Annotated in this window: 16 protein-coding genes and 1 pseudogene; 9 read left to right on the forward strand and 8 right to left on the reverse strand. The window is 60.5% G+C overall.

What is annotated here, in order from left to right; translation table 11 throughout:
• Positions 1-322 precede the first annotated feature (322 nt).
• The 3 genes from J3485_RS18730 (at position 323) to J3485_RS18740 (ending at position 5318) form a co-directional block, all read left to right on the forward strand.
• Positions 323-1462, forward strand: a complete 1140-nt coding sequence (locus tag J3485_RS18730; protein WP_206955902.1) for a substrate-binding domain-containing protein — start codon at positions 323-325, stop codon at positions 1460-1462.
• Positions 1459-3549 carry an ATP-binding protein gene (locus tag J3485_RS18735; RefSeq protein ID WP_206955903.1) on the forward strand — a complete coding sequence of 697 codons (2091 nt, stop codon included), beginning with the start codon at positions 1459-1461 and terminating at the stop codon, positions 3547-3549. The genes J3485_RS18730 and J3485_RS18735 overlap by 4 nt, the downstream gene beginning before the upstream one ends.
• 182 nt (positions 3550-3731) lie before the next feature.
• Positions 3732-5318: a methyl-accepting chemotaxis protein gene (locus J3485_RS18740; RefSeq protein WP_206955904.1), complete on the forward strand. Its 1587-nt coding sequence runs from the start codon at positions 3732-3734 to the stop codon at positions 5316-5318.
• 36 nt (positions 5319-5354) lie between these two features.
• On the opposite strand, the gene J3485_RS18745 is transcribed toward J3485_RS18740, so the two are convergent.
• A complete protein-coding gene (locus J3485_RS18745; protein ID WP_206955905.1) occupies positions 5355-6284 on the reverse strand; it encodes an electron transfer flavoprotein subunit alpha/FixB family protein in 930 nt (309 codons plus the stop codon).
• Positions 6285-7034 carry an electron transfer flavoprotein subunit beta/FixA family protein gene (locus tag J3485_RS18750; RefSeq protein ID WP_206955906.1) on the reverse strand — a complete coding sequence of 250 codons (750 nt, stop codon included), beginning with the start codon at positions 7032-7034 and terminating at the stop codon, positions 6285-6287.
• A 282-nt stretch (positions 7035-7316) separates the two neighbouring features.
• Here J3485_RS18750 and J3485_RS18755 point away from each other — a divergent pair, with 282 nt between their 5' ends.
• The 5 genes from J3485_RS18755 to dapA all read left to right on the forward strand — a co-directional run bounded on the left by J3485_RS18755 (position 7317) and on the right by dapA (position 13855).
• Positions 7317-8744, forward strand: a complete 1428-nt coding sequence (locus tag J3485_RS18755; RefSeq protein ID WP_206958184.1) for an FAD-binding oxidoreductase — start codon at positions 7317-7319, stop codon at positions 8742-8744.
• 131 nt (positions 8745-8875) lie between these two features.
• Positions 8876-9976: an ABC transporter substrate-binding protein gene (locus J3485_RS18760; protein WP_206955907.1), complete on the forward strand. Its 1101-nt coding sequence runs from the start codon at positions 8876-8878 to the stop codon at positions 9974-9976.
• A gap of 32 nt (positions 9977-10008) precedes the next feature.
• Positions 10009-11118 (forward strand): ABC transporter ATP-binding protein, encoded by a 1110-nt coding sequence (locus J3485_RS18765; RefSeq protein WP_206955908.1) that lies wholly within the window; start codon positions 10009-10011, stop codon positions 11116-11118.
• 96 nt (positions 11119-11214) lie between these two features.
• Positions 11215-12927, forward strand: coding sequence for an ABC transporter permease subunit (locus J3485_RS18770; RefSeq protein ID WP_242538975.1), 1713 nt, complete (start codon positions 11215-11217; stop codon positions 12925-12927).
• A 22-nt stretch (positions 12928-12949) separates the two neighbouring features.
• Positions 12950-13855, forward strand: a complete 906-nt coding sequence (gene dapA, locus J3485_RS18775) for a 4-hydroxy-tetrahydrodipicolinate synthase (protein WP_206955909.1) — start codon at positions 12950-12952, stop codon at positions 13853-13855.
• A 3-nt stretch (positions 13856-13858) separates the two neighbouring features.
• On the opposite strand, the gene J3485_RS18780 is transcribed toward dapA, so the two are convergent.
• From J3485_RS18780 to J3485_RS28960, 6 genes are all read right to left on the reverse strand, one after another.
• Positions 13859-14695, reverse strand: coding sequence for an IclR family transcriptional regulator (locus J3485_RS18780; RefSeq protein WP_206955910.1), 837 nt, complete (start codon positions 14693-14695; stop codon positions 13859-13861).
• Between the two features lie 69 nt (positions 14696-14764).
• Positions 14765-15250 carry a GNAT family N-acetyltransferase gene (locus J3485_RS18785; RefSeq protein ID WP_242538835.1) on the reverse strand — a complete coding sequence of 162 codons (486 nt, stop codon included), beginning with the start codon at positions 15248-15250 and terminating at the stop codon, positions 14765-14767.
• A complete protein-coding gene (locus J3485_RS18790; RefSeq protein WP_206955911.1) occupies positions 15225-15545 on the reverse strand; it encodes a type II toxin-antitoxin system TacA family antitoxin in 321 nt (106 codons plus the stop codon). Before J3485_RS18790 ends, J3485_RS18785 begins: the two co-directional genes overlap by 26 nt.
• 562 nt (positions 15546-16107) lie before the next feature.
• Positions 16108-17094, reverse strand: a complete 987-nt coding sequence (locus J3485_RS18795; protein WP_206955912.1) for an IS5 family transposase — start codon at positions 17092-17094, stop codon at positions 16108-16110.
• A 285-nt stretch (positions 17095-17379) separates the two neighbouring features.
• A complete protein-coding gene (locus J3485_RS18800; protein WP_309477051.1) occupies positions 17380-18228 on the reverse strand; it encodes an ISAs1 family transposase in 849 nt (282 codons plus the stop codon).
• Positions 18209-18520: a transposase family protein gene (locus tag J3485_RS28960; RefSeq protein WP_242538837.1), complete on the reverse strand. Its 312-nt coding sequence runs from the start codon at positions 18518-18520 to the stop codon at positions 18209-18211. Before J3485_RS28960 ends, J3485_RS18800 begins: the two co-directional genes overlap by 20 nt.
• 399 nt (positions 18521-18919) lie before the next feature.
• Between J3485_RS28960 and J3485_RS29555 the strand changes: the two are divergent.
• Positions 18920-19054, forward strand: a pseudogene (locus J3485_RS29555) (ESPR-type extended signal peptide-containing protein); the annotation flags it as partial.
• Positions 19055-19701: the final 647 nt, after the last annotated feature.

The following is a 19701-nucleotide window of genomic DNA, read 5'->3' on the forward strand; positions in this document are numbered from 1 at the left end:
CGTTGCTGTGTGACGGCAGGCACTCGATAGCGGTGCGATGCCGCGGGTATACGCTTACGGCGATCTCGTCGCGCCGGATCAATTCGATTCTCGTGTCGGGAGAGAAGAATCGGATCGCGCGGGTCAATGCTTTTGTCTATTGATTGCGAACGCACGTGAGCGCTGCTGAAGGTGATTTTACGCGCAAGAAATGTGTGGCAGGCGTGTCTTTGGGCGCGACCGCTGCGATAGTATCTTCTTCGCAGGGGTACCCTGCGAGCGCATGTTTTGGTTCGCCTTCCATGAGGGTCGATCGACCCGATGGGGGGCGTTGGGGAGCGCCATGAGGGGCTGGCTTCTGGCATGCATGTGGGCCGCATGCATGTCCTCGGGCATCGCGGCGCAGCGGTTGTCCGTGGCTTACGCGCTTCCGGTGCCGGTCGTCGCTTCGCACGGCTACTTGGCCGAAGCGAAGCGCGTCGTCGATGCCGCGGAGCAACCCGCTGCCTCGTGGAACGGGCCGCGCGCCGGGCCGCGCGCCGAATCCGGGAAGCACGTCGCGGTCGTTGCCGAAGATTTGCGCAACGGCGGCATCCTCGGCGTCGTCGACGGCGTGCTGGAAGCAGCCAAGGCCATAGGCTGGAGCGTAAAGATATTCGACGCAGGCGGCTCGCCGGATCTACGGTTCAAGATGCTTGCGAACGCATTGGCCGGGCATCCGGACGGCTTGATTGTCGTTGGCGGCGACGCACACGTGCTGCTGCCCGGGCTGCGGCCATTTGCAGAGCGGGGCATTCCGATCGTCGGCTGGCATGTCGCCGCGAAGGTTGGACCGGTGCCCGGCACGCCCGTGGCGATGAACGTATCGACCGATCCCCTCGAAGTCGCCCGAGTGACCGCGCTGGCGGCCATCGTGCAATCCGGTGGGCACGCGGGCGTCATCATATTCACCGACTCCAATTTTCGGGTTGCTCAAGACAAGGCGGACGAAATGGCCGCCGTCATACGCGCTTGCAGCGGTTGCACCTTGCTCGGCGTGCGCGACGTGGCGATCTCGCGATGCGAGGAATTGATGCCCGGCACGACCCGCGCGTTGCTCACCCAATACGGCAAGCGCTGGACGTATGCGTTGGCGATCAACGACATTTACTTCGACTATGCGGTCCCGGTTCTGACCGAGGCCGGCATTCCCAACGGCGCCATCGCCATGCTCTCCGCCGGTGACGGCAGCGAGTCCGCCTTTCTGCGCATTCGCACGGGCACGTTCCAGACTGCCACGGTAGCGGAGCCATTGAACCTGCACGGCTGGCAGTTGATCGACGAGATGAATCGGCTTTTCGCCGGAGAAAGCGTCACGGGTTACGTGTTTCCGGTGCATCTCGTGATGGCCGGCAACGTCGGCGCGGACGGCGGCGATCGCCTGCTTTACGATCCCGCCAACGGGTACCGCGACATTTACCGCCATATCTGGCAACGCCCGTGAAACTTCCGCTGCCCCAGTCCCTCATCGCACAATTTGCGCTCGGAGCGTTATGCTTGGCCGCCTTGATGGTCGCGCTCGGCGCCACGACGCTCTACTCGTTGACCGGGTCGGCATACGCGTTGCGCGAGTTGGCTGGAGATAGGCTGACGCGTTTGCAGGACGCGCAGGATCTGGCCGAGCAAACGCTGACGATCGAACGCTTGGCACTGCAACTGTCGAGTGACGGCACCGTCGACGCGGTGCGCGAGACACAGCGGCGCGTCATCGAGCGCCTGGCGTCGTTCGACCATCTGGTCGACGGGTTGGCCTCCGCGACGCCTACGCGCGACGACGTTGGAGTCGACACGCTGACGTTGCATCGATCGAGCCAGCGCTTTCGCAATATGATCAACATCGAGGCGCGGATGCGCGAGACCTCGCTGGCCGCGGGATCCTCACCGCGGCCGGACGCGTCATTGTCGAGCTTGGACGACGATCTGAACCGCCAAGCCAATACGCTAGCCGTTGCGGCGCGCCAGCAATCCGACCGCCTCACGCGCGACTACCGCAAGGCTGTCCGGGACCTGGCCGACGATACGGCTCGCACACGCGAGTGGGTTGTCGGCGAAGTGGCGATGAGCGTGCTGCTGGCGTGGTTGATCGCTCATGTATTTTTCGGTCGCCACGTTGTGGGGCGATTGCGCCGAGTCAGCCACGCGCTGCTGCATGGCGATGGCGGTGGCGTGAGCGCCGGCGTCCCCGTGCGCGGCCGTGACGAGATCGCCGGCATGGCGCGTGCAGTGGAGCAGTTTCTCGAAGATCGCCGCCAGCGCAAGCAAGCCGAGGATGCACTGAAGGCGCTCAACGCCGAACTCGAGGAGCGTGTCGCGCAGCGCACGGCCGAATTGAGTTCGGCGCTGTCGAGTCGGACGGCTGAGATCGTCGAACGACAGCACGCCGAAGAGGCTGCACGTGCGAGCGAGCACTTCCTGGACAGCATCATCGAGAATATCCCAGACACGATCTTCGTCAAGGATGCGGCCACGCTGCGTTTCGTACGCTTCAACAAGGCGGGGGAGCAACTGCTCGGCTACCGCCGCGAGGAACTCATCGGTAAGTCGGCCCATGATCTGTTTCCGGCGCAGGAGGCTGATTTCTTCGCTATGAAGGATCGCGACGTGCTGCGGGCGCGGCGCATGGTCGATATTCCGGAGGAGCCGGTGCTCACGCGTCACGGGCCGCGCTTGGTGCACACGATGAAGATCCCGATCGTCGACGTGCGGGGCGAGCCTCGGTTTCTGCTCGGCATCTCGCGCGACATCACGGAGCATAAGCGCGCGGAGGCTGAATTGCGCGAGAGCGAGCGGCGCTACCGCGAGGTTCGGATGGCGCTCGCACACGCGAATCGCGTCATGACGATGGGGCAGCTCATGGCTTCTATCAGCCATGAAATCAAGCAACCGATCGCGGCGAGTACCACGAACGCTCAGGCAGGATTGCTTTGGTTGCGTGCACAACCACCCAATCTGGAGGAAGTTCGGCAAGCGTTCGAGCGAATCACCCAGGACATGAAGCGCGCAAGCGACGTCATGAATCGGATTCACGGCCTCGTCAAGAAAGCCCCGCCGGCCATGGAGAGGCTGCAGATCAACGAGGCGATCGGCGAGGTCATTGCGCTCATACGCAGTGAGATCGTGAAGCACGGTGTCTGCGCGAAGACGCAGCTCGCGGAATATTTGCCTCCTGTGGAAGGCGATCGCGTCGCGCTTCAGCAGTTGATGCTGAACCTGATCATGAACGCCGTCGAGGCTATGAGTACGCTCGCGGAGGGGGCGCGGGAAATGACCATCAGCACCGACAGGCTGAGTTCGGGGGCCATCCTCGTCGCCGTGTGCGATTCGGGGCCGGGCGTGAAGATCGACGACATGGAGCGGCTCTTCGAGCCGTTTTACACGTCGAAGGCCAGCGGAATGGGTATGGGATTGTCGATTTGCCGTTCGATCGTCGAAGCGCACGGGGGGCGGTTGTGGGCGTGCCCGAACGTGCCCCGGGGCGTCGTGTTTCAGTTCACCGTGCCTGCCTGGGTGGTGCGAAGCAGTGCGGCATGAACCCGCACGATCGGCTCGCCGTAACGCGTTAGTAAGGCGGCAGTAAACCCTGATGCAAACGTTTTAATCCTGGCCTGGGGTTCAGGTAGCCATGTTTGTGTCCGTTGTAGTGAACACGGTAGGACGGCAATGCCGTTCCGGTGCACGACCTATATCCGTGAGCCGACAACATGGAAAATCATATGAATATTTCAAACATGACTGTGCGGCTGAAACTCACAGTCGCTTTTGGTCTCCTCACCATTCTGGTATTGATCGTTTCGGGCTTGGCGCTGAGTTCGCTCGATGCCGCGAACGCGAGATTCGATGGCTTCGTCAAAGGCATCAATGCGCGCGCGCGGCTGGCCGAGCAGATCCGCACGGCGGTCGATAGGCGCGCCATTGCCGCGCGCGACATCCTCTTCGTCACCTCGCCTGCCGAGGTCGATGCGGAGAAGGTGGAAGCGCTGAAAGCCCACGACGACGTGCATGCGAGGTTGAGACAACTCCAGGACATGCTCGCCAGTGCGACTGACACCAGCGATAAGGCGAAGGAGCTTGCTGCCAATATTGCGAACGTGGAAGAGAAGTACGGACCGGTTGCCGTCGCGATCGTCCAGGCCGGCGTTGCTGGCCGTCGAGACGAGGCGGCCAAGATGATCCGCGAGCAATGTCGTCCGCTGCTCGCCAAACTGATCGATGCGACCAATGCCTACAGCGATTACACGCAGTCGCGAGCAACGGCCATGGTTGAGCAGGCGGCCGAGAACTTCGCCCACCAGCGTGACCTGCTCATCGGAATTTGTATCACATCGGTTCTCGCGGCAGTGGTGGCAGGGGTATTGATTACCCGAGGCTTGACTCGCGCTCTCGGCGCGGAGCCGGCACAGCTCGGCGAAATAACCCGACGCGTCGCCGAAGGGGACCTGCGGCCGGTCGAAGGGGCTTCCACCGCGCCCCGAGGCAGCATCCTCGCGTCGATCGGCGAAATGCAGGCAAGTCTGGTCAGATTGATCGCGCAGGTTCGCGGCGCAGCCGACGGCATTGCAACCGGCTCCAGCGAGATCGCGACGGGGAACGCGGAATTGTCCTCACGTACCGAGCAGCAGGCCGCGTCGCTTCAGGAGACAGCATCGAGCATCGAGGAACTGACTTCGACGGTGAAACAGAATGCGGAGAACGCGCAGCAGGCGAGCGCGCTGGCTTCGAATGCCTCGGAGGTTGCAAATCGCGGCAGCGTCGTGGTGGGACAGGTGATCGGAACGATGGAAGAGATCAGCGCCGAGTCGAACAAGGTGGCCGATATCACCGGCATTATCGAAAGCATTGCGTTTCAGACCAACATCCTCGCGCTCAATGCGGCGGTGGAAGCCGCCCGTGCCGGCGAGCAGGGCAGAGGTTTCGCGGTCGTGGCGAGCGAGGTGCGCAGCCTGGCGCAGCGTTCGTCCGGGGCGGCCAAAGAAATCAAGGACCTCATCAACCGATCCGTGACTCGGATCCAAAGCGGCTCATCGCTTGCCACGCAGGCAGGTAGCACGATGTCGGAGGTGACGCAGGCGGTGACGCGGGTGACCGACCTGATGGGCGAGATTGCCGCCGCCTCTCAAGAGCAGAGTCGCGGGATTGGTCAGGTCAATGTAGCGGTGACGCAGATGGATTCCGTCACCCAGCAGAACGCAGCGCTGGTCGAGGAAGCCGCAGCCGCGTCGAAGTCTCTCGAGGATCAAGGCCGGCAGCTTTCGGCCGCGATCAGTTCGTTCCGGCTCGATGAGATGGCCGTGGGACGCTAGCGCAAAAATGTCCGGTGCCGATCGTCGCATCGTCGATCAAAGCGACTTCGCCAACTCCGGCACGGCTTCGAATAGATCCGCAACGAGGCCATAGTCTGCGACGCCAAAGATGGGTGCCTCCGCATCCTTGTTGATCGCGACGATGACCTTCGAATCCTTCATACCTGCCAGATGCTGAATGGCGCCCGAGATTCCTACCGCGACGTAGAGCTCGGGCGCGACGATCTTGCCGGTTTGGCCGACCTGCAAATCGTTGGGCGCATACCCCGAGTCCACAGCGGCGCGCGACGCGCCGATCGCCGCGCCGAGCTTTTCGGCGAGCGGCTCGAGCAGCGCGAAGTTGTCGGGACTGCCAAGACCTCGGCCGCCCGACACGACGACGCGTGCCGCGGTCAAGTCGGGGCGATCGTTTGCGGCGATCTCGCGGCGCACGAAGGTCGATAGCCTCGTGTCGGCGACCGCGGCCATTGCCGCGACCTCCGCATGGCCGCTTCCGATCTGCGCCGCTTCGAACGCGGTGGTTCTGATCGTCGCGACCTTGATGGGGTCCGGCGATTGCACGGTGGCAATAGCATTGCCGGCATAGATCGGGCGCTGGAACGTATCGGGCGAATCGATAGCGATGACGTCGGAAATTTGCGATGCGTCGAGCTTGGCTGCAACACGCGGGGCCGTATTCTTGCCCGCTGCCGTTGCCGGAAAGAAGATGTGCGAATAGCCGTTTGCAATGGCGATCACCTGCGCGGCAAGGTTCTCCGCCAGCCCATCTTTTAGATGCGGCGCTTCGACCACGATCACTTTATCCACACCGTCGATGGCTTTTGCCGCATCGGCGACGGCGCGTGCATCGCTTCCCGCGACGAGCACGTGCACATCGGCGCCGACCTTTCGTGCAGCAGCAACGGTATGGAGCGTCGAGCTCTTCAGTTGAACGTTGTCGTGTTCCGCAATAACGAGAGTAGGCATTCAGATCACCTTGGCTTCGGATTTCAGTTTCTCGACGAGTGTCGCGACGTTCGGGATCATCACGCCGGCCTTGCGCGCCGGCGGCTCGACGACTTTTAGCGTCTTCAGGCGCGGTGCCGGATCGACGCCGAGATCGGCTGGCTTGACGATGTCGATCGGCTTCTTCTTCGCCTTCATGATGTTCGGCAGCGTCACGTAGCGCGGCTCGTTCAATCGAAGATCGGTCGTGACGATCGCCGGCAAACGTAGGGATACGACCTCGAGACCGCCATCCACCTCGCGCGTGATCGTTGCCGTGCCGTCATCGATTTCGATGTGGCTGGCAAACGTCGCTTGCGGCCAGTCGAGCAGTGCGGCCAATAATTGGCCGGTTTGTCCGGCGTCGTCGTCGATCGCTTGTTTGCCGAGAATGATGAGTTGCGGCTGTTCCCGCTCGACGATCGCTTTGAGCAGTTTCGCCACGGCAAGAGGTTGAAGCTCAACGTCGGTTTCGACGAGCACGCCTCGATCCGCGCCGATCGCAAGCGCCGTGCGCAGCGTTTCCTGGCTTTGCGCGACGCCGCAGGAGACGGCCACGACTTCCGTGGCCACGCCCGCCTCCTTCAGACGAGTGGCCGCTTCCGTTGCGATTTCATCGAACGGATTCATCGACATTTTCACGTTGCCGATGTCGACGCCGCTGTGATCGGATTTGACGCGAACTTTGACGTTGTAATCGACCACGCGCTTGACTGCCGTCATCACCTTCATTGCTTGATCCTCAGGTTTCAATCGATTGTTCAGCAAGGCATGGACGCAGTGTGAGGCGGGGCAATCCGAGTCGCGAAAATATAAGGGGAGTCGATCTTTAGCAATAGCGCGTGCGGTTCATCGTCCAGGAGGCGCACGCGGCGCACGTCTAGGTAAAAACGCTCACTGTAATCGCAATGCGATTACAGTGATTTGCATTCGATTTTTTTGCTCCTATGCTTGGTTCAACGGACGGATCGGCCCATGGGCCGCACACCCGGCGCAACCCAGCGAGGAGCGGTGATGGATGACGGCGCGACATTGATCAGCCGCTTGCAGGCTGAACTCGGACCGGACGCGGTCATCACGCAAGCTTCCGAGATGACAGGCTTCATCGAGGATTTTCGCGGACGGTACAAGGCAGCGGCGCTTTGCGTCGCCCAGCCCGGTACGACCGAACAGGTCGCCGCGGTCGTCCGTCTATGCGCGGCCCACGGCGCTGCCATCGTTCCTCAAGGTGGCAACACGAGCTTATGCGGCGGCGCGGTGCCCGCAAGTGGACGCAAGCCGCCGGTGATTCTCAGTCTGTCGCGCATGAGGGACATTCGCCATATCGACGCCGTCAACGGCTCGATCGAAGTCGAAGCAGGATGCGTGCTTCAAACCGTTCACGATGCGGCCGCCGCGCTTGGACGTCTCTATCCGGTCAGCCTTGGGGCCGAAGGCTCCTGTCAAATCGGCGGTACGTTATCGACCAATGCCGGCGGCACGAATGTCTTGCGCTACGGCAATACGCGCGAGAACGTATTGGGCTTGGAAGTGGTGCTCGCCGACGGATCGATCTGGAACGGCTTGAAAGCCCTTCGCAAAAACAATACGGGGCTCGACCTCAAGCAGCTTTTCATCGGTGCCGAAGGCACGCTCGGCATCATTACGGCCGCCACGCTGAAGCTGCATCCGTTGCCTACGCAACACGCGCTCGCTTGGTTTGCACCGGTGAATCCGGAGGCCGCGCTACGCGTACTCGGCATGTTTCAAGCGGCCTGCGGATCGAGCTTGACAGCGTACGAGGTGATGAATCGTCGCCAGCTCGACCTCGTCATCGAACATGTGGCCGGGTTCCGTAATCCACTCGATGCGACCCACGAATGGCACGTACTCGTTGAGCTGGCCGATGCGCACGATGCGGGAACGATCGAGGCGGCACTCGAGCAAACGCTTGCCGAAGCGGCGGACGAAGGGCTCCTCGTCGATGCCGTTCTCGCCAACAGTGAAGCGCAGCGGACCCACCTCTGGGCGATTCGCCACAGCGTGACGGAGGCGAACAAGAAAGCCGGCGTGGGTCTGACGACCGATTGCGCGGTGCCGGTATCGTCGGTGCCGCAATTCATCGAACAAGCGATGCGCGCGGTGCACGACATCGTGCCCGGGCTCGACATCGTGATCGTCGGGCATATGGGCGATGGCAACGTGCACTTTATTCCGATGTTCTCGTTCGATGCGTGGCGTGCGTTGCCGAATGCCGTCGAACTCTCCGCGGCCGTGCGCCGTAGCGTCAACGACGTGGCCCATCGATTGGGCGGCACGTTCAGTGCGGAGCATGGAGTCGGTCAAAGCGGTTTGGCCGAGATGGCGCATTACAAGTCGGCCGAGGAATTGGTCATGATGCGCGCCATCAAGTTTGCACTGGACCCCCATGATCTTTTCAATCCTGGGCGTTTGTTTCCCTGAATCCCATCCGTCGATCGATGCTTGCCTATCGCCGCTTATCCCCGCCTATCGGGCGCGACGATCGTCGATGTGTCGTTGACTTGTAGCACGGGCATGGCGCTTGACGTCAATCCACTCCTTGGAGATCCATGATGAAGCAGAAACCAACCGCAACCGACGAGATTCAGCAGCCGAGTCGCCGCGCCGTCATCAAGACGGTTGCAGCGGGGGCGGTTGCCGTGGCCTTTCCGTTCGTTTGGACTCCGTCGCGCGCACAGAACAAGCGGATCGTCGTTCGCGACGACGGCGGCATTTATACCAAGGCCTATGACGCCGTGTATTACAAGCCCTTCACTCAGAAGACCGGTATCGAGGTCGTCGGTGTGCAGGCGAACGCCGAGCCGACCGCGCAGATCAAGAGCATGGTCGAGGCGGGCAGCTACACGTGGGACATGGCGAAGATCAGTCAGCCCGCGATCTTGTTGCTGACCAGCGGCGGCAAGCAGTATCTGGAGCGGCACGGTCTCGAGTCGGATCCCGTGATCGCGAAGATTCCGCCGCAATACATGTCGCCGTTCGGCGTCGGCACGAACGTCTACTCGACCGTGCTCGCGTACCGGACCGATGCGTTCAAGGGCCGCACGGCACCGTCATCGTGGGCGGACCTCTGGAACGTCAAGGATTTCCCCGGCCGCCGTGCGATGCGCAAGTATCCGTTCGATACGATCGAAGAATCGCTCATGGCGGACGGTGTGCCTACGGCTCAGGTCTATCCGTGCAACTTCGATCGTGCCTTCGCGAGTCTTGCGAAGATCTCCAAACACGTCGACGTTTGGTGGACGACGGGTGCCCAAGTGGAGCAGATGCTGGGTTCGCACGAAATCGATATGGTTGCCACCTGGGTCTCGCGCGCTCAATCGGCCATCGCCAATGGCGCGCCCGTCGCGATCTCATGGCATCAGAACATTTACGGCGTCGACAACTGGTCGATTCTGAAAGGTACGCCCAATGCGAACGCTTGCCGCGAATTCATCAAGTTCGCGAGCGATCCCAAACGGCAGGCGCAGCTCGTCGAGTATTTTCCGGCAGGCATGACGCAGCCCGAGGCATTCAATTTCGTCAAACCCAACGTGGCGAAGAACTGCCCGACGTACCCGGCGAACATCAAGACCGGCCTGCATATCGACGCGAAATACTGGCAGGAGAACCAGTCGGTTGCGCTCGAGCGCTTCAATAGCTGGATTCTTACCTGATTCCCGTTTTCGATTTACGGATGTCGACTGCCATGCCTGCCTCGAATCTTCAGATATCCCGACTGAGCAAACGCTACGGCGATTTCGTCGCGCTTGCTCCCACCGATCTCGACGTTGCACAAGGCGAGTTTCTGACGTTGCTCGGGCCGAGCGGCTCGGGCAAGACGACCTTGCTCAGTCTCATCGCCGGGCTGGCGCAGCCGGACGACGGTCATATTCGAATCAACGGAAACGACGTCACCTATGGTGCGCCCTACGAGCGTGACATCGGGATGGTGTTTCAGAACTACGCGTTGTTTCCTCATATGACGGTGGCCGAGAACATCGCGTTTCCGTTGCAGATGCGCAGAGTCGATACCAAGTCCGCGCGCGAGCGCGTCATGCAAGCGCTGGACATGGTGCATCTTCCTCATGTCGCCGAACGCTATCCGCGCGAACTTTCGGGCGGCCAGCAGCAACGCATTGCGCTCGCGCGCTGCATGGTCTATCGGCCCTCCATCATTCTGATGGACGAACCGCTCGGGGCACTCGACAAGAAGTTGCGCGACCATATGCAACTCGAAATCAAGCGCATTCACCGCGAACTGGGGACGACGATCGTCTACGTGACGCACGATCAGGAAGAGGCGATGACGATGTCGGATCGCATCTGCCTCATGAATGCCGGTGCGATCGCGCAGCTCGGCACGCCCGCGGATCTCTATTTCCGGCCCAAGAGTTTGTTCGTTGCCGACTTCCTCGGCGAATCGAACTTACTCGACGCGACGGTCACGGGCCGCGACGGAGACCAGGTGCGCGTGAGCGTTCGGGGTGCCGATACCGGGCAAGCGATGGTGTACGACTCGGCGATCAAAGTAGGCAGCGCGGTGAAGCTCTTGTTGCGGCCGCAGAATCTTAGCGTTCGCGACGATGGTCGCAATGGCGGCAATGACGGAGTCGGTGTGAATGGAACGATCCCCACGCAGTTGTCCGATATCGTCGTTACGGGCGGAATGACGAAGCTTTATTTGCAGCCCTTGATAGCCGAGGCATCACCCCTTGTCGCCGCATTTCCCACGAATCGCTTCGGTGCCCAGTATGAGATCGGACAAACGCTCGGCGTTTCGTGGCAGTCGGCCGATGCGGTCGCCATCGCGGGGTAAATCATGAAGCTCACCGCTTTGACCGCGCATATGCAGGCAAGCACGCGCGAGCACTCGCGCCCTTCGCGTTGGCGCACATGGGCACGGCCTGCGGCGATGTCGGCGCCGCTCGTGATCCTGTTGCTCGTCATGCTCGTTTATCCGGTCGGTCAACTTCTGCTGCTGAGCTTTCACGACCGTAGCGGGTTGACGTTGAACGAGTACCGTCGGCTGTTCGCGTCGCCGGTATACGTCGACGTGCTCTTGATCACGTTGAAGATATCGCTGTGGACGACCTTTTTCTCGGTATTGATCGGCTATCCGGTTGCGTATCTGATTTCGATGCTCAAGGGTGCGCGCAAGAATCGGCTTCTGTTCTGGGTGCTGCTGTCGTTCTGGACGAGCTTTCTCGTACGCACGTTTGCATGGGTGGTGCTGCTCGGGCACAACGGTGTGATCAATTGGGCATTGATGCGGCTTGGAATCATTCATGAACCGTTGAACATGCTCTACAGCCTTGGCGCCGTTATCGTCGGTATGGTTCATGCACTAATGCCGCTCGCGATACTGACGATGCTGGCGGTCATGGAAAACGTCGATCGTCGTTTGACGAGCGCTGCGGCCACATTGGGCGCGCGTCCCGGCACGGTGTTTTGGAAGGTGTATTTTCCGTTGTCGTTGCCCGGCGTTTCCGCCGGCGCGTTGATGGTTTTCGTCACGGCGATCGGGTTCTTCATTACACCCGCGCTGCTCGGTGGGCGGCACGAAACGATGATCACGCAACTGATCATCGATCAGGTCATGCAGGCACTCAACTGGGGCTTCGCCGGCGCCATCTCCCTCTTGCTGCTCGTCGTCGTGCTGGTCGTCTTCTTGATCTACGACAGGATGGTGGGACTCTCCACCATGACCGGCGGCGGGGATACCGCTCGCAGGCCGCGACGAGGACAGAGCTTGATGCGCAAGCTCGGCGGTGCCGTTCTCAGCGGCCTCGGCCATGCCACGGATTTCGCGATTGGCCTCGTACCCAAACGCTCCCAGCGCGCATGCGACGGCGCAGGCTTGCCGCTTCGCATCGTCGTGGCAATAGTGCTCGTCTTCTTGAGCGCACCGGCCTTTCTGATGATTCCGCTGTCGTTCGATTCGGCTTCCGGTCTCGCATGGCCGCCGCATGGCATTTCGCTGCAGTGGTACCAGCAGGTCGCTCAATCGCCGCTGTGGATGCAGGCCGTGACCCGCTCGATGTTGGTCGGGGTAGGCACTGCCACGCTCTCGATGCTGATCGGCACGCCGATGGCATTCCTGCTCGTGCGAGGCGGCCTGCGCGGTACCGGTTCGATGCTCGCGTTCGTGCTTGCGCCTATCGTCGTGCCTCGGATGATTCTCGCCGTCGGCGATTTCTACTTCTTCGCGAAGGTCGGCCTCGTCGGTTCGTCGATTGGGCTGATGCTCGGGCATACGGTCGTCGCGGTGCCCTATGTCGTCATCACGATGATGGCCGTGCTGCGCAATTACGACACGCGGCTCGATCTTGCGGCCTACAGCTTGGGCGCTCGCCCGCTGGCAACGTTGCGTCGCGTGACGTTTCCGATACTAGGCGCAGGGCTGCTGTCGTCGTTCTTGTTTGCGTTCGCGACGTCGTTCGACGAATTGACGATCGCGCTGTTCGCATCGGGTGGGTTGAGCACGACGTTGCCGAAACAGTTCTGGGACGAAATCACGATGGAGATCTCGCCGGTCATCGCAGCCGTGTCGACCTGCATCTTCGTATTCGTCGCCGTCCTGATCACTGTGGCCGACCGTCTGCGTCGCCGCAGCCTCGCCTCCTAAATTTTTAATCGAGAGACCTTCAATGCTTTCAGCTCGACAACTTCGCGGCATTTTCCCGGCGATCCCGACCCCGGTGAACAGCGACGACTCCATCAACGTCGAGGCCGCGCGCGTATTGGTGCGTTATGTGCTCGAGCGCGGTGCCGACGGCATCGTGCCGCTTGGCGGAACCGGCGAGTACGGCGCGCTTTCGCGTACCGAACGCATCCTCATGGCCGAGGTAACGGTGCGCGAGGCGCAAGGCAGGGTTCCAGTCGTCGCGGGCGTGCTCGATCCGGGGTATCACGATGCCTTGCAGGCCGGGCGCGACTTCGCCGCGGCGGGCGCGGATGGTTTGCTGGTGCTCACGCCGTACTACACGAACCCGACACAATCCGGGATTCGCGACTATTTCATGCGCTATGCGGATGAATCGCCGCTTCCGATTCTGATCTACGAAATCCCTTATCGCACTCGTATTTCGATCGCTCCCGAGATGCTGCACGAACTGTCGCGTCACGAGCGCATCATTGGGATGAAGGCGTGCAATACGGACATGTGGCATTTCCTGCGCACCGTTGCCGGCGTCGACGAATCGTTCGCAGTCCTAAGCGGTGAAGACTCGCTGTTCCCGTTGCACGTGGCCGCGGGCGCGCGCGGCGGCATTGTCGTGACGGCGACCTTGTTGCCGACGGCTTGGCGCACGATCTACGAACTGGCTGCCGCCGGCAAGACGCAGGAAGCGCTCGCCGTGCATCGAACGCTGATTCCGCTGATGAATTTGGCGTTCGCGGAGACGAATCCGGGGCCGATGAAGTCGGTCATGGATTTGATCGGCGTTCACGCGCCCGCCATGTTGGCGCCGCTCGTGCAGGCCGCGCCCGAGTTGGAAGCGAGCTTGCGAGCCGAGCTTGAAAAGCAGCTCGCGATATTCGAACGGGCGCGTTGAAATTTAGCGGCGCAAGATCGGCAAGCGGGCCTTCGAAATGGAAGTCGCGGCAACCTGAACGTGTTGCGCGAGTTCCGCTTCGACGCGCTCGACCGACCAGCGCGACGTCGGAACCGAGATGTTGATCGCGGCGACGGCCGTTCCGCCATGATCGGTAATCGGTGCGGCCACCGAGATGTCGCCGAGCACGGTTTCGTTTTCGATGACCGCATAGCCGCGGCGCGCGACGAGGCGAATGCGTTCGAGCAGTTTGTCGGGGTGGGTCTCGGTGAACGGCGTCATCGGTTCGAGCCGCGTTTGCGCAAGTATCTGCTTGACGCGTTGCTCGGGCAGCCGGGACAGAACCGCAATGCCGGCCGCCGTGAACATGGCCGGCAATCGCGCACCGACGACGATATCGATGTTGACGAGGTGCCGCCCCGGAAAGCGCGCGACGAACACGATCTCGGCACCGTCGAGTTCGAGCAGATTGGTCGTTTCACCCAGATGACGGCTGATTTCGAGCAGATACGGCGAAGCTTTGTCGATGAGTTCGTTCGCGCGAACGTAGTTGTACGAGAACTGCAGCAGCTTCGTCGTGAGCCCGTAGTTGCGCGTATCCGCGATGCGGGCGAGATACCCGAGCTCTTCCAGGGTGTGCACGATGCGTTGGGTGGCGCTGCGGTCGAGGCCCGCGGTTCGCGCGATATCGCCGAGCGTCATGTGCCGATTCGGCCCATCGAAAGCATGCAATACGCGAAAGGTTTTTTCGGTGGAGCCGAGGAAAAGCGATGAACGAGCGGGGCGCTGATCGCTTGTCGCCGTATCGGTATCGGATGGACCTGCTGGACGTCGGGGCATGGCGGGCAACAATGATTATTGAAATGCGACTTGTTTAATTGTAATGCAATCAATGGAAATTCGGAGAGGTCATGTTTGCTTTATCGTCTCAATCGGTAGGAAGAGCCGGCGCGGGGCATCAGTGAACGGCTCGAACCCATACTTCCGGTAAAACCCCGCTGCATTCTCGTCGATTGCATCGACGACAACGCACTGCACGCCTACGGCCATTGACGTTGTCAGCACTGTGTCGAGCGCGTGCATGAGAAGGTATGCGCCGAGCCCCTGACCTTTATGGTTCTTATTTACGGCCAGCCGTGCCAAGAGCACCGCGGATACCTTGTCTGGAAGCCGTTTAACCGGCATTCCTTCCGTTTCCACCAGAAATGCAGCTAGAGCGTAGTACCCGACGACCTCCTGATGTGTGTCGGACAACGTGGCCACATAGGTGCGCGAGAGGTTTTTTTTCTGATGCTGATTGGCAATGTTGCGTAGCCAATCATTCATCGAACTGACGCCGCAGTCGAAGCTCTTACGGTCGTCATCTTCCTTAAGTCGTCGAATTTGCGGTTCCAAACTTTTTATTCCTAAAGCGTGCCATTGCGCGCTGCAGCGCTTCGTTGGGCTTTGGCGGTTCATCCAGCAGTGCGAAGAAGCGCTTCGATTCGTCCAGCGTCAGGCGGATGGAACGAATGACCTCTTCCTTCTCGATGACTTGCTCCGCAGCCCGAAGTGCAGATTGCACGATGAACTGGTTAAGGGTACTGCCCGATAGGTCCGCAGCGATCTGCAGGATTTCTTGCTTTTCTGCACTCAACCGGGCCGTGACGCGCCCGCGGCTGGAGTTGTCCACACCGTTGTTGATAGCCATCGTTTTTCCTCTTTCCGAACCTCTCCGTAACGCCTCCCGGCGGATACAGTTGTGGGGTTCTGTACTTTGGTCAGTAATGGGGCCTTAGCCCTGCCTAAGGTGACTGCGTTTCGCTAGGTCATATTGGTTCTCCATCCGCAGTTAGTAGTGTGCGTCATTATAACTTGTGAGATGTCAAAATGACACCATGCGTGCAACATTGATGCTGATGGATGTGAGTGTCGAGAGCCCTGTTCCTGCCCTTTATCGAACCGGATCCCGTGCGCGAATTTACTTCCCACCCCACACAACCTCCCCATCCACCGAATAAACGCGGCATCCCTCATGGCCGTTTCCACACCGCACCAACGCGTCATTGATCGGATCAATCCTTGACGCTTCTCCCAACGCCCCATCGGGCCCGCCGGAGACCCATGTGCCATTCGTGCTCCCGATGGCGATTGCTCTGTGCAGTGGCGCCGTAAGAAAGCTCATATAGATCGACGCTTTCTGCTGCGCGTTGAGATAAGGGACTGCACGGCTTTGTGCGGAAGGGTACCCGTCCATCTGGTTGCGGACGCAACTATACAACCTTGACGCAGACGGCCTTGCCGAAGCTGTTCCACAGGTTCACGAGGTTCGCCATGATCACGCCCTCGCGTTGCTGTGATTCGAGCCGGCGCGTCAGCAGCCGCGCGCCGATACAGCGCTTGATGCGCGAGATCTGCGCCTCAACGAGCGCGCGCTTGCCATACCCGTATCTGTTCTGAAACGCATGGATCCCTTTCTCCCTGATATAGCCCACGATCTGATCATGCCAGCGTGTGGTCGGCTGGTTGTGAACCATGGCGTTGGCCGGCGGTGGAATTACCGGCAGCACGCCGCTGCCTGACCAGGCTTCGGTCTGAGCAATGCTGTAGTACGCGCCATCAGCGATCACGCAGTCCACGTTCGCATCAACTGCGAGCACACCGGGCAACGCGGTTTCATCGGCGACGTTGTCTTCGGTCACCGCGATCGCGTGGATGTTCATCTCCGGATCGATCGACAGATGCACCTTGCGCCATGGCGTTTTGCCGGCATCGCGACCGTACTTTTTGCGATGCCATTCGCTGGCCCGGCCGAAATTCATGCCGGTGCTGTCGACGATCAGGCTGACCGCTTCACCCTTCGCCAGGCGCTTCGCCACCCGTTGGCAACGTTGCTGCACCGACACCGTCAGCGTGGCAAACCGTTCGCTGAGCTGACCAAAGCTGGGCACGGCGATGTCCAGGCCGCGCAGGCGCCAGTAGTCTTCCATGAAACCCGTGATCTGGCGCATAGGCAAATGTAGCAGCCGGTAGTACGTGTAGAGCAGCTCGATATAGGCGTTCGTATGGGTCGGGTTGCGCCCGGACACGCCCGGCGCATACGGCTCCACGTTGATGAACAGGGCCTTCAGATCGCCGTATAGGCTGAGCTGGCCACGCCGCTTCAGACTCTGGTTGTACGCACGCGCGTTGGTGACCCGATACGCCGGCTTCGGACGTTTGCGCGGTTCACCGGTTTTCAGTCTGGCCTTGTAAGGCATTGAAAGCTCATGGGTGGATCGGTCGATTTGCTCTTTCTACCCGTTCCGGGCTGCCCTATCGCATACCCTTCCGCACAAAGCCCAGCCAATGCACCAGTGTTCTTGCTGTTCTCATGCGGCTCTGCAGCGGGGAAAGCCCAAGTAGATGAAATCAGCAAGCAGTTTACAACCGTCGCCTCTATATCCGTTGGTCATCGGAAAGTCAAATGCAATCGCCGAGGGGGAATGCCACACGGCGATTGCATTTGAGCATGGACCAATGCGATCAATGTTGCGACGTTGAATTCAAGCGCTGATCAGTGGTTTGATCTGCAGGATGTGCGTGCGATAGTCTTCATCCCACTCTGCCCGCTTCACGCGACTGCGAACGCTGGTCTTCGGTAGGCTGATGTCGAGCTTGATCAGGTTCAGGGCGAAGCGTCGCAGGGTCGCGTAATTGTGTGCGGCGTGGTCCTTTCTCACGCGGCAGGCGTCTTCGAGAAAGGTGACGTCCAGGCTCCAGTGCAAGCTGTTCTCGATGCGCCAGTGGTCACGCACCGCGCGGGCGAAGTCCTTCACGTCACACTGTGCGGAGGTGATGAAGTAACGGCGCTGCATGCTGGGTTCGCCCTTGCCAGTATGGCAAATGGCCTCAACCATACCGATCTGGCGGCAGTCGGGCCATGCATTCGTGTCCACCCTTTTCAGCACGTCCTGGGTGAGCCAGTAGCGGCGCTCTTCGATGCGGCCATGGTCCTTTTCGATGGTCCGAACGTAGCACTCGGGCATCAGCCGCTCAATGCGCCCGCGCTCAGTGGCGCCGAAGAAGCCCGAGAGAGCGTTGAAGAGCTTTTCCTGGTTGCCCTTGACGGCGAGCACGTAGTCGCCCCCACGCTCGCGGATCGCACGGGCAATTTCCCGCTGACAGCCCATCGCATCAATGCTGACGATGCAACCCTTGAGCGCCAGCGCGTCGAGCACCGCGGGGATCGCGTCGATCTCGTTGCTTTTATCAGCCACGCGTTCCTGGCACAGCATGACCCCAAGGCGCGTGGCATAGGCGCTCACCAGATGAACCGGGGCGCGCTCGCCGTCGCGCGAGCCACGCACACACTTGCCGTCAATGGCGATATGCTCAAGCTGCGCCGCTCCCACTACGCTGCCAATCCAGCCCCGAAAGGCCCGCTCGAAACCGCTTCGCATCCAGTAGCCGGAACACCCGGCCAAAGGTGTCGTGCGAAGGCGCCCCGTTCTCGAGCAGCAGATAGCGGCGCAGCCACGGCAGACGCAGTTGTGCAAACATCGCCATGTCTGTGAAGCTTTGCGCGCCCGCGATGATCGCGCACACGGCCACCACCAGCAGTTCAGTCAGGTCGTGTTTAAGCCCGGGGCCGTCACGCGGATCCTCCACGTCTTCCAGCCAATGCACCAGTGTTCGTGTTGTCATCAGGCTCTCCAGCAAGGGAAGGCCCGAGTAAACGAAATCGGCAAGCAATTTACAACCGTCGCCTCTCTATCCGTTGATCATCGGAAAGTCAAATGCAATCGCCGTGGGGAATGCCATAGCGTTATGCGTTGCGTAAGTCATCCGATAGTTCGACGCATGTAGGGTCGCGATGTTAATGGGTTTTTCGGCAAACGGCGGACACGCAAGTTAGGAAGAAGCGAAGCATAAAAGAAAGCGAAGCATATATATGACGGCGCCGTATGGCACCCCTGCATCAGAACCTGCCAATTGGATGTTCGATGTCAACTGGTTCAGACCGGTGAAACAGATGTTCATCGAGTTGGTTGATGTTGTCAACTCGGCGCTTGCTTTCAACGGGTTGGACGTGAGAGACACAAAATGAATCGAATCTATCGCCTGGTATTCAATCGTTGCACGGGGAAAATCGTTGTTGCTTCGGAGCACTCGCGCAGTCACACCAGAGGAGCGGGGGGGCGCAGGGGGCGGGTGTCGCTGCTGGCTTCGCGCTCGCGGATGGCGGTGGCGGTCATGATGGCGGTTGCGGGGTGGAGCGGAGGGGCGTGGGCGGATACGCCGTGCGGCACAGACAGCGTATACGGAATTGATGCCACGACGACGTGCGGGACGGGCGATACGTCCTATGGGTTTGGCGCCGGGCCCGGAGGATCTGTTGATAGCTATGATACTTACATCGGTCTAAACTCCGGCATCAATGTTATTGGCAACAGCAACACGGCTAGCGGTTATGCGTCTGGCGTTAACGTCACCGGTAACCTGAATACTGGAAACGGGACTTCGGCCGGCGCCAGCATCACCGGCAGCTACAACACGGGTAACGGGGCTGCGGCCAGTACCCTCGTCATTGGCAACTACAACACGGGTAGCGGGTATCAGTCCAGTTACAACGTTACCGGCAGCGACAACACGGGTAGTGGGGCTGCGTCCGGGACCAACGTCATCGGCAGCTCCAATACGGGTAGTGGATATGACTCCAGCTACAATGTTATCGGCAACGGGGATACGGGAAACGGGGCTGGAGCCAGTTCCAGCGTCACCGGCAACAACAACACGGGTAGCGGGTATCAGTCCGGCTACAATGTTATTGGTAATACCAACACGGGTAGCGGATATGAGTCTAGCTACAATGTTAGTGGTGATGC

It is taken from the genome of Trinickia acidisoli, from assembly GCF_017315725.1.
GTDB classification, from domain to species: domain Bacteria; phylum Pseudomonadota; class Gammaproteobacteria; order Burkholderiales; family Burkholderiaceae; genus Trinickia; species Trinickia acidisoli.

What these genes read in the sequence shown, in the direction of transcription:
- J3485_RS18730 (WP_206955902.1), top strand. Translation starts at nt 323, where the DNA reads ATGAGGGGCTGGCTTCTGGCATGCATGTGGGCCGCATGCATGTCCTCG.
- J3485_RS18740 (WP_206955904.1), top strand. Translation starts at nt 3,732, where the DNA reads ATGAATATTTCAAACATGACTGTGCGGCTGAAACTCACAGTCGCTTTT.
- J3485_RS18745 (WP_206955905.1), bottom strand. Translation starts at nt 6,284, where the DNA reads ATGCCTACTCTCGTTATTGCGGAACACGACAACGTTCAACTGAAGAGC.
- J3485_RS18750 (WP_206955906.1), bottom strand. Translation starts at nt 7,034, where the DNA reads ATGAAGGTGATGACGGCAGTCAAGCGCGTGGTCGATTACAACGTCAAA.
- J3485_RS18755 (WP_206958184.1), top strand. Translation starts at nt 7,317, where the DNA reads ATGGATGACGGCGCGACATTGATCAGCCGCTTGCAGGCTGAACTCGGA.
- J3485_RS18760 (WP_206955907.1), top strand. Translation starts at nt 8,876, where the DNA reads ATGAAGCAGAAACCAACCGCAACCGACGAGATTCAGCAGCCGAGTCGC.
- J3485_RS18765 (WP_206955908.1), top strand. Translation starts at nt 10,009, where the DNA reads ATGCCTGCCTCGAATCTTCAGATATCCCGACTGAGCAAACGCTACGGC.
- J3485_RS18770 (WP_242538975.1), top strand. Translation starts at nt 11,215, where the DNA reads ATGTCGGCGCCGCTCGTGATCCTGTTGCTCGTCATGCTCGTTTATCCG.
- dapA (WP_206955909.1), top strand. Translation starts at nt 12,950, where the DNA reads ATGCTTTCAGCTCGACAACTTCGCGGCATTTTCCCGGCGATCCCGACC.
- J3485_RS18780 (WP_206955910.1), bottom strand. Translation starts at nt 14,695, where the DNA reads ATGCCCCGACGTCCAGCAGGTCCATCCGATACCGATACGGCGACAAGC.
- J3485_RS18790 (WP_206955911.1), bottom strand. Translation starts at nt 15,545, where the DNA reads ATGGCTATCAACAACGGTGTGGACAACTCCAGCCGCGGGCGCGTCACG.
- J3485_RS18795 (WP_206955912.1), bottom strand. Translation starts at nt 17,094, where the DNA reads ATGCCTTACAAGGCCAGACTGAAAACCGGTGAACCGCGCAAACGTCCG.
- J3485_RS28960 (WP_242538837.1), bottom strand. Translation starts at nt 18,520, where the DNA reads ATGACAACACGAACACTGGTGCATTGGCTGGAAGACGTGGAGGATCCG.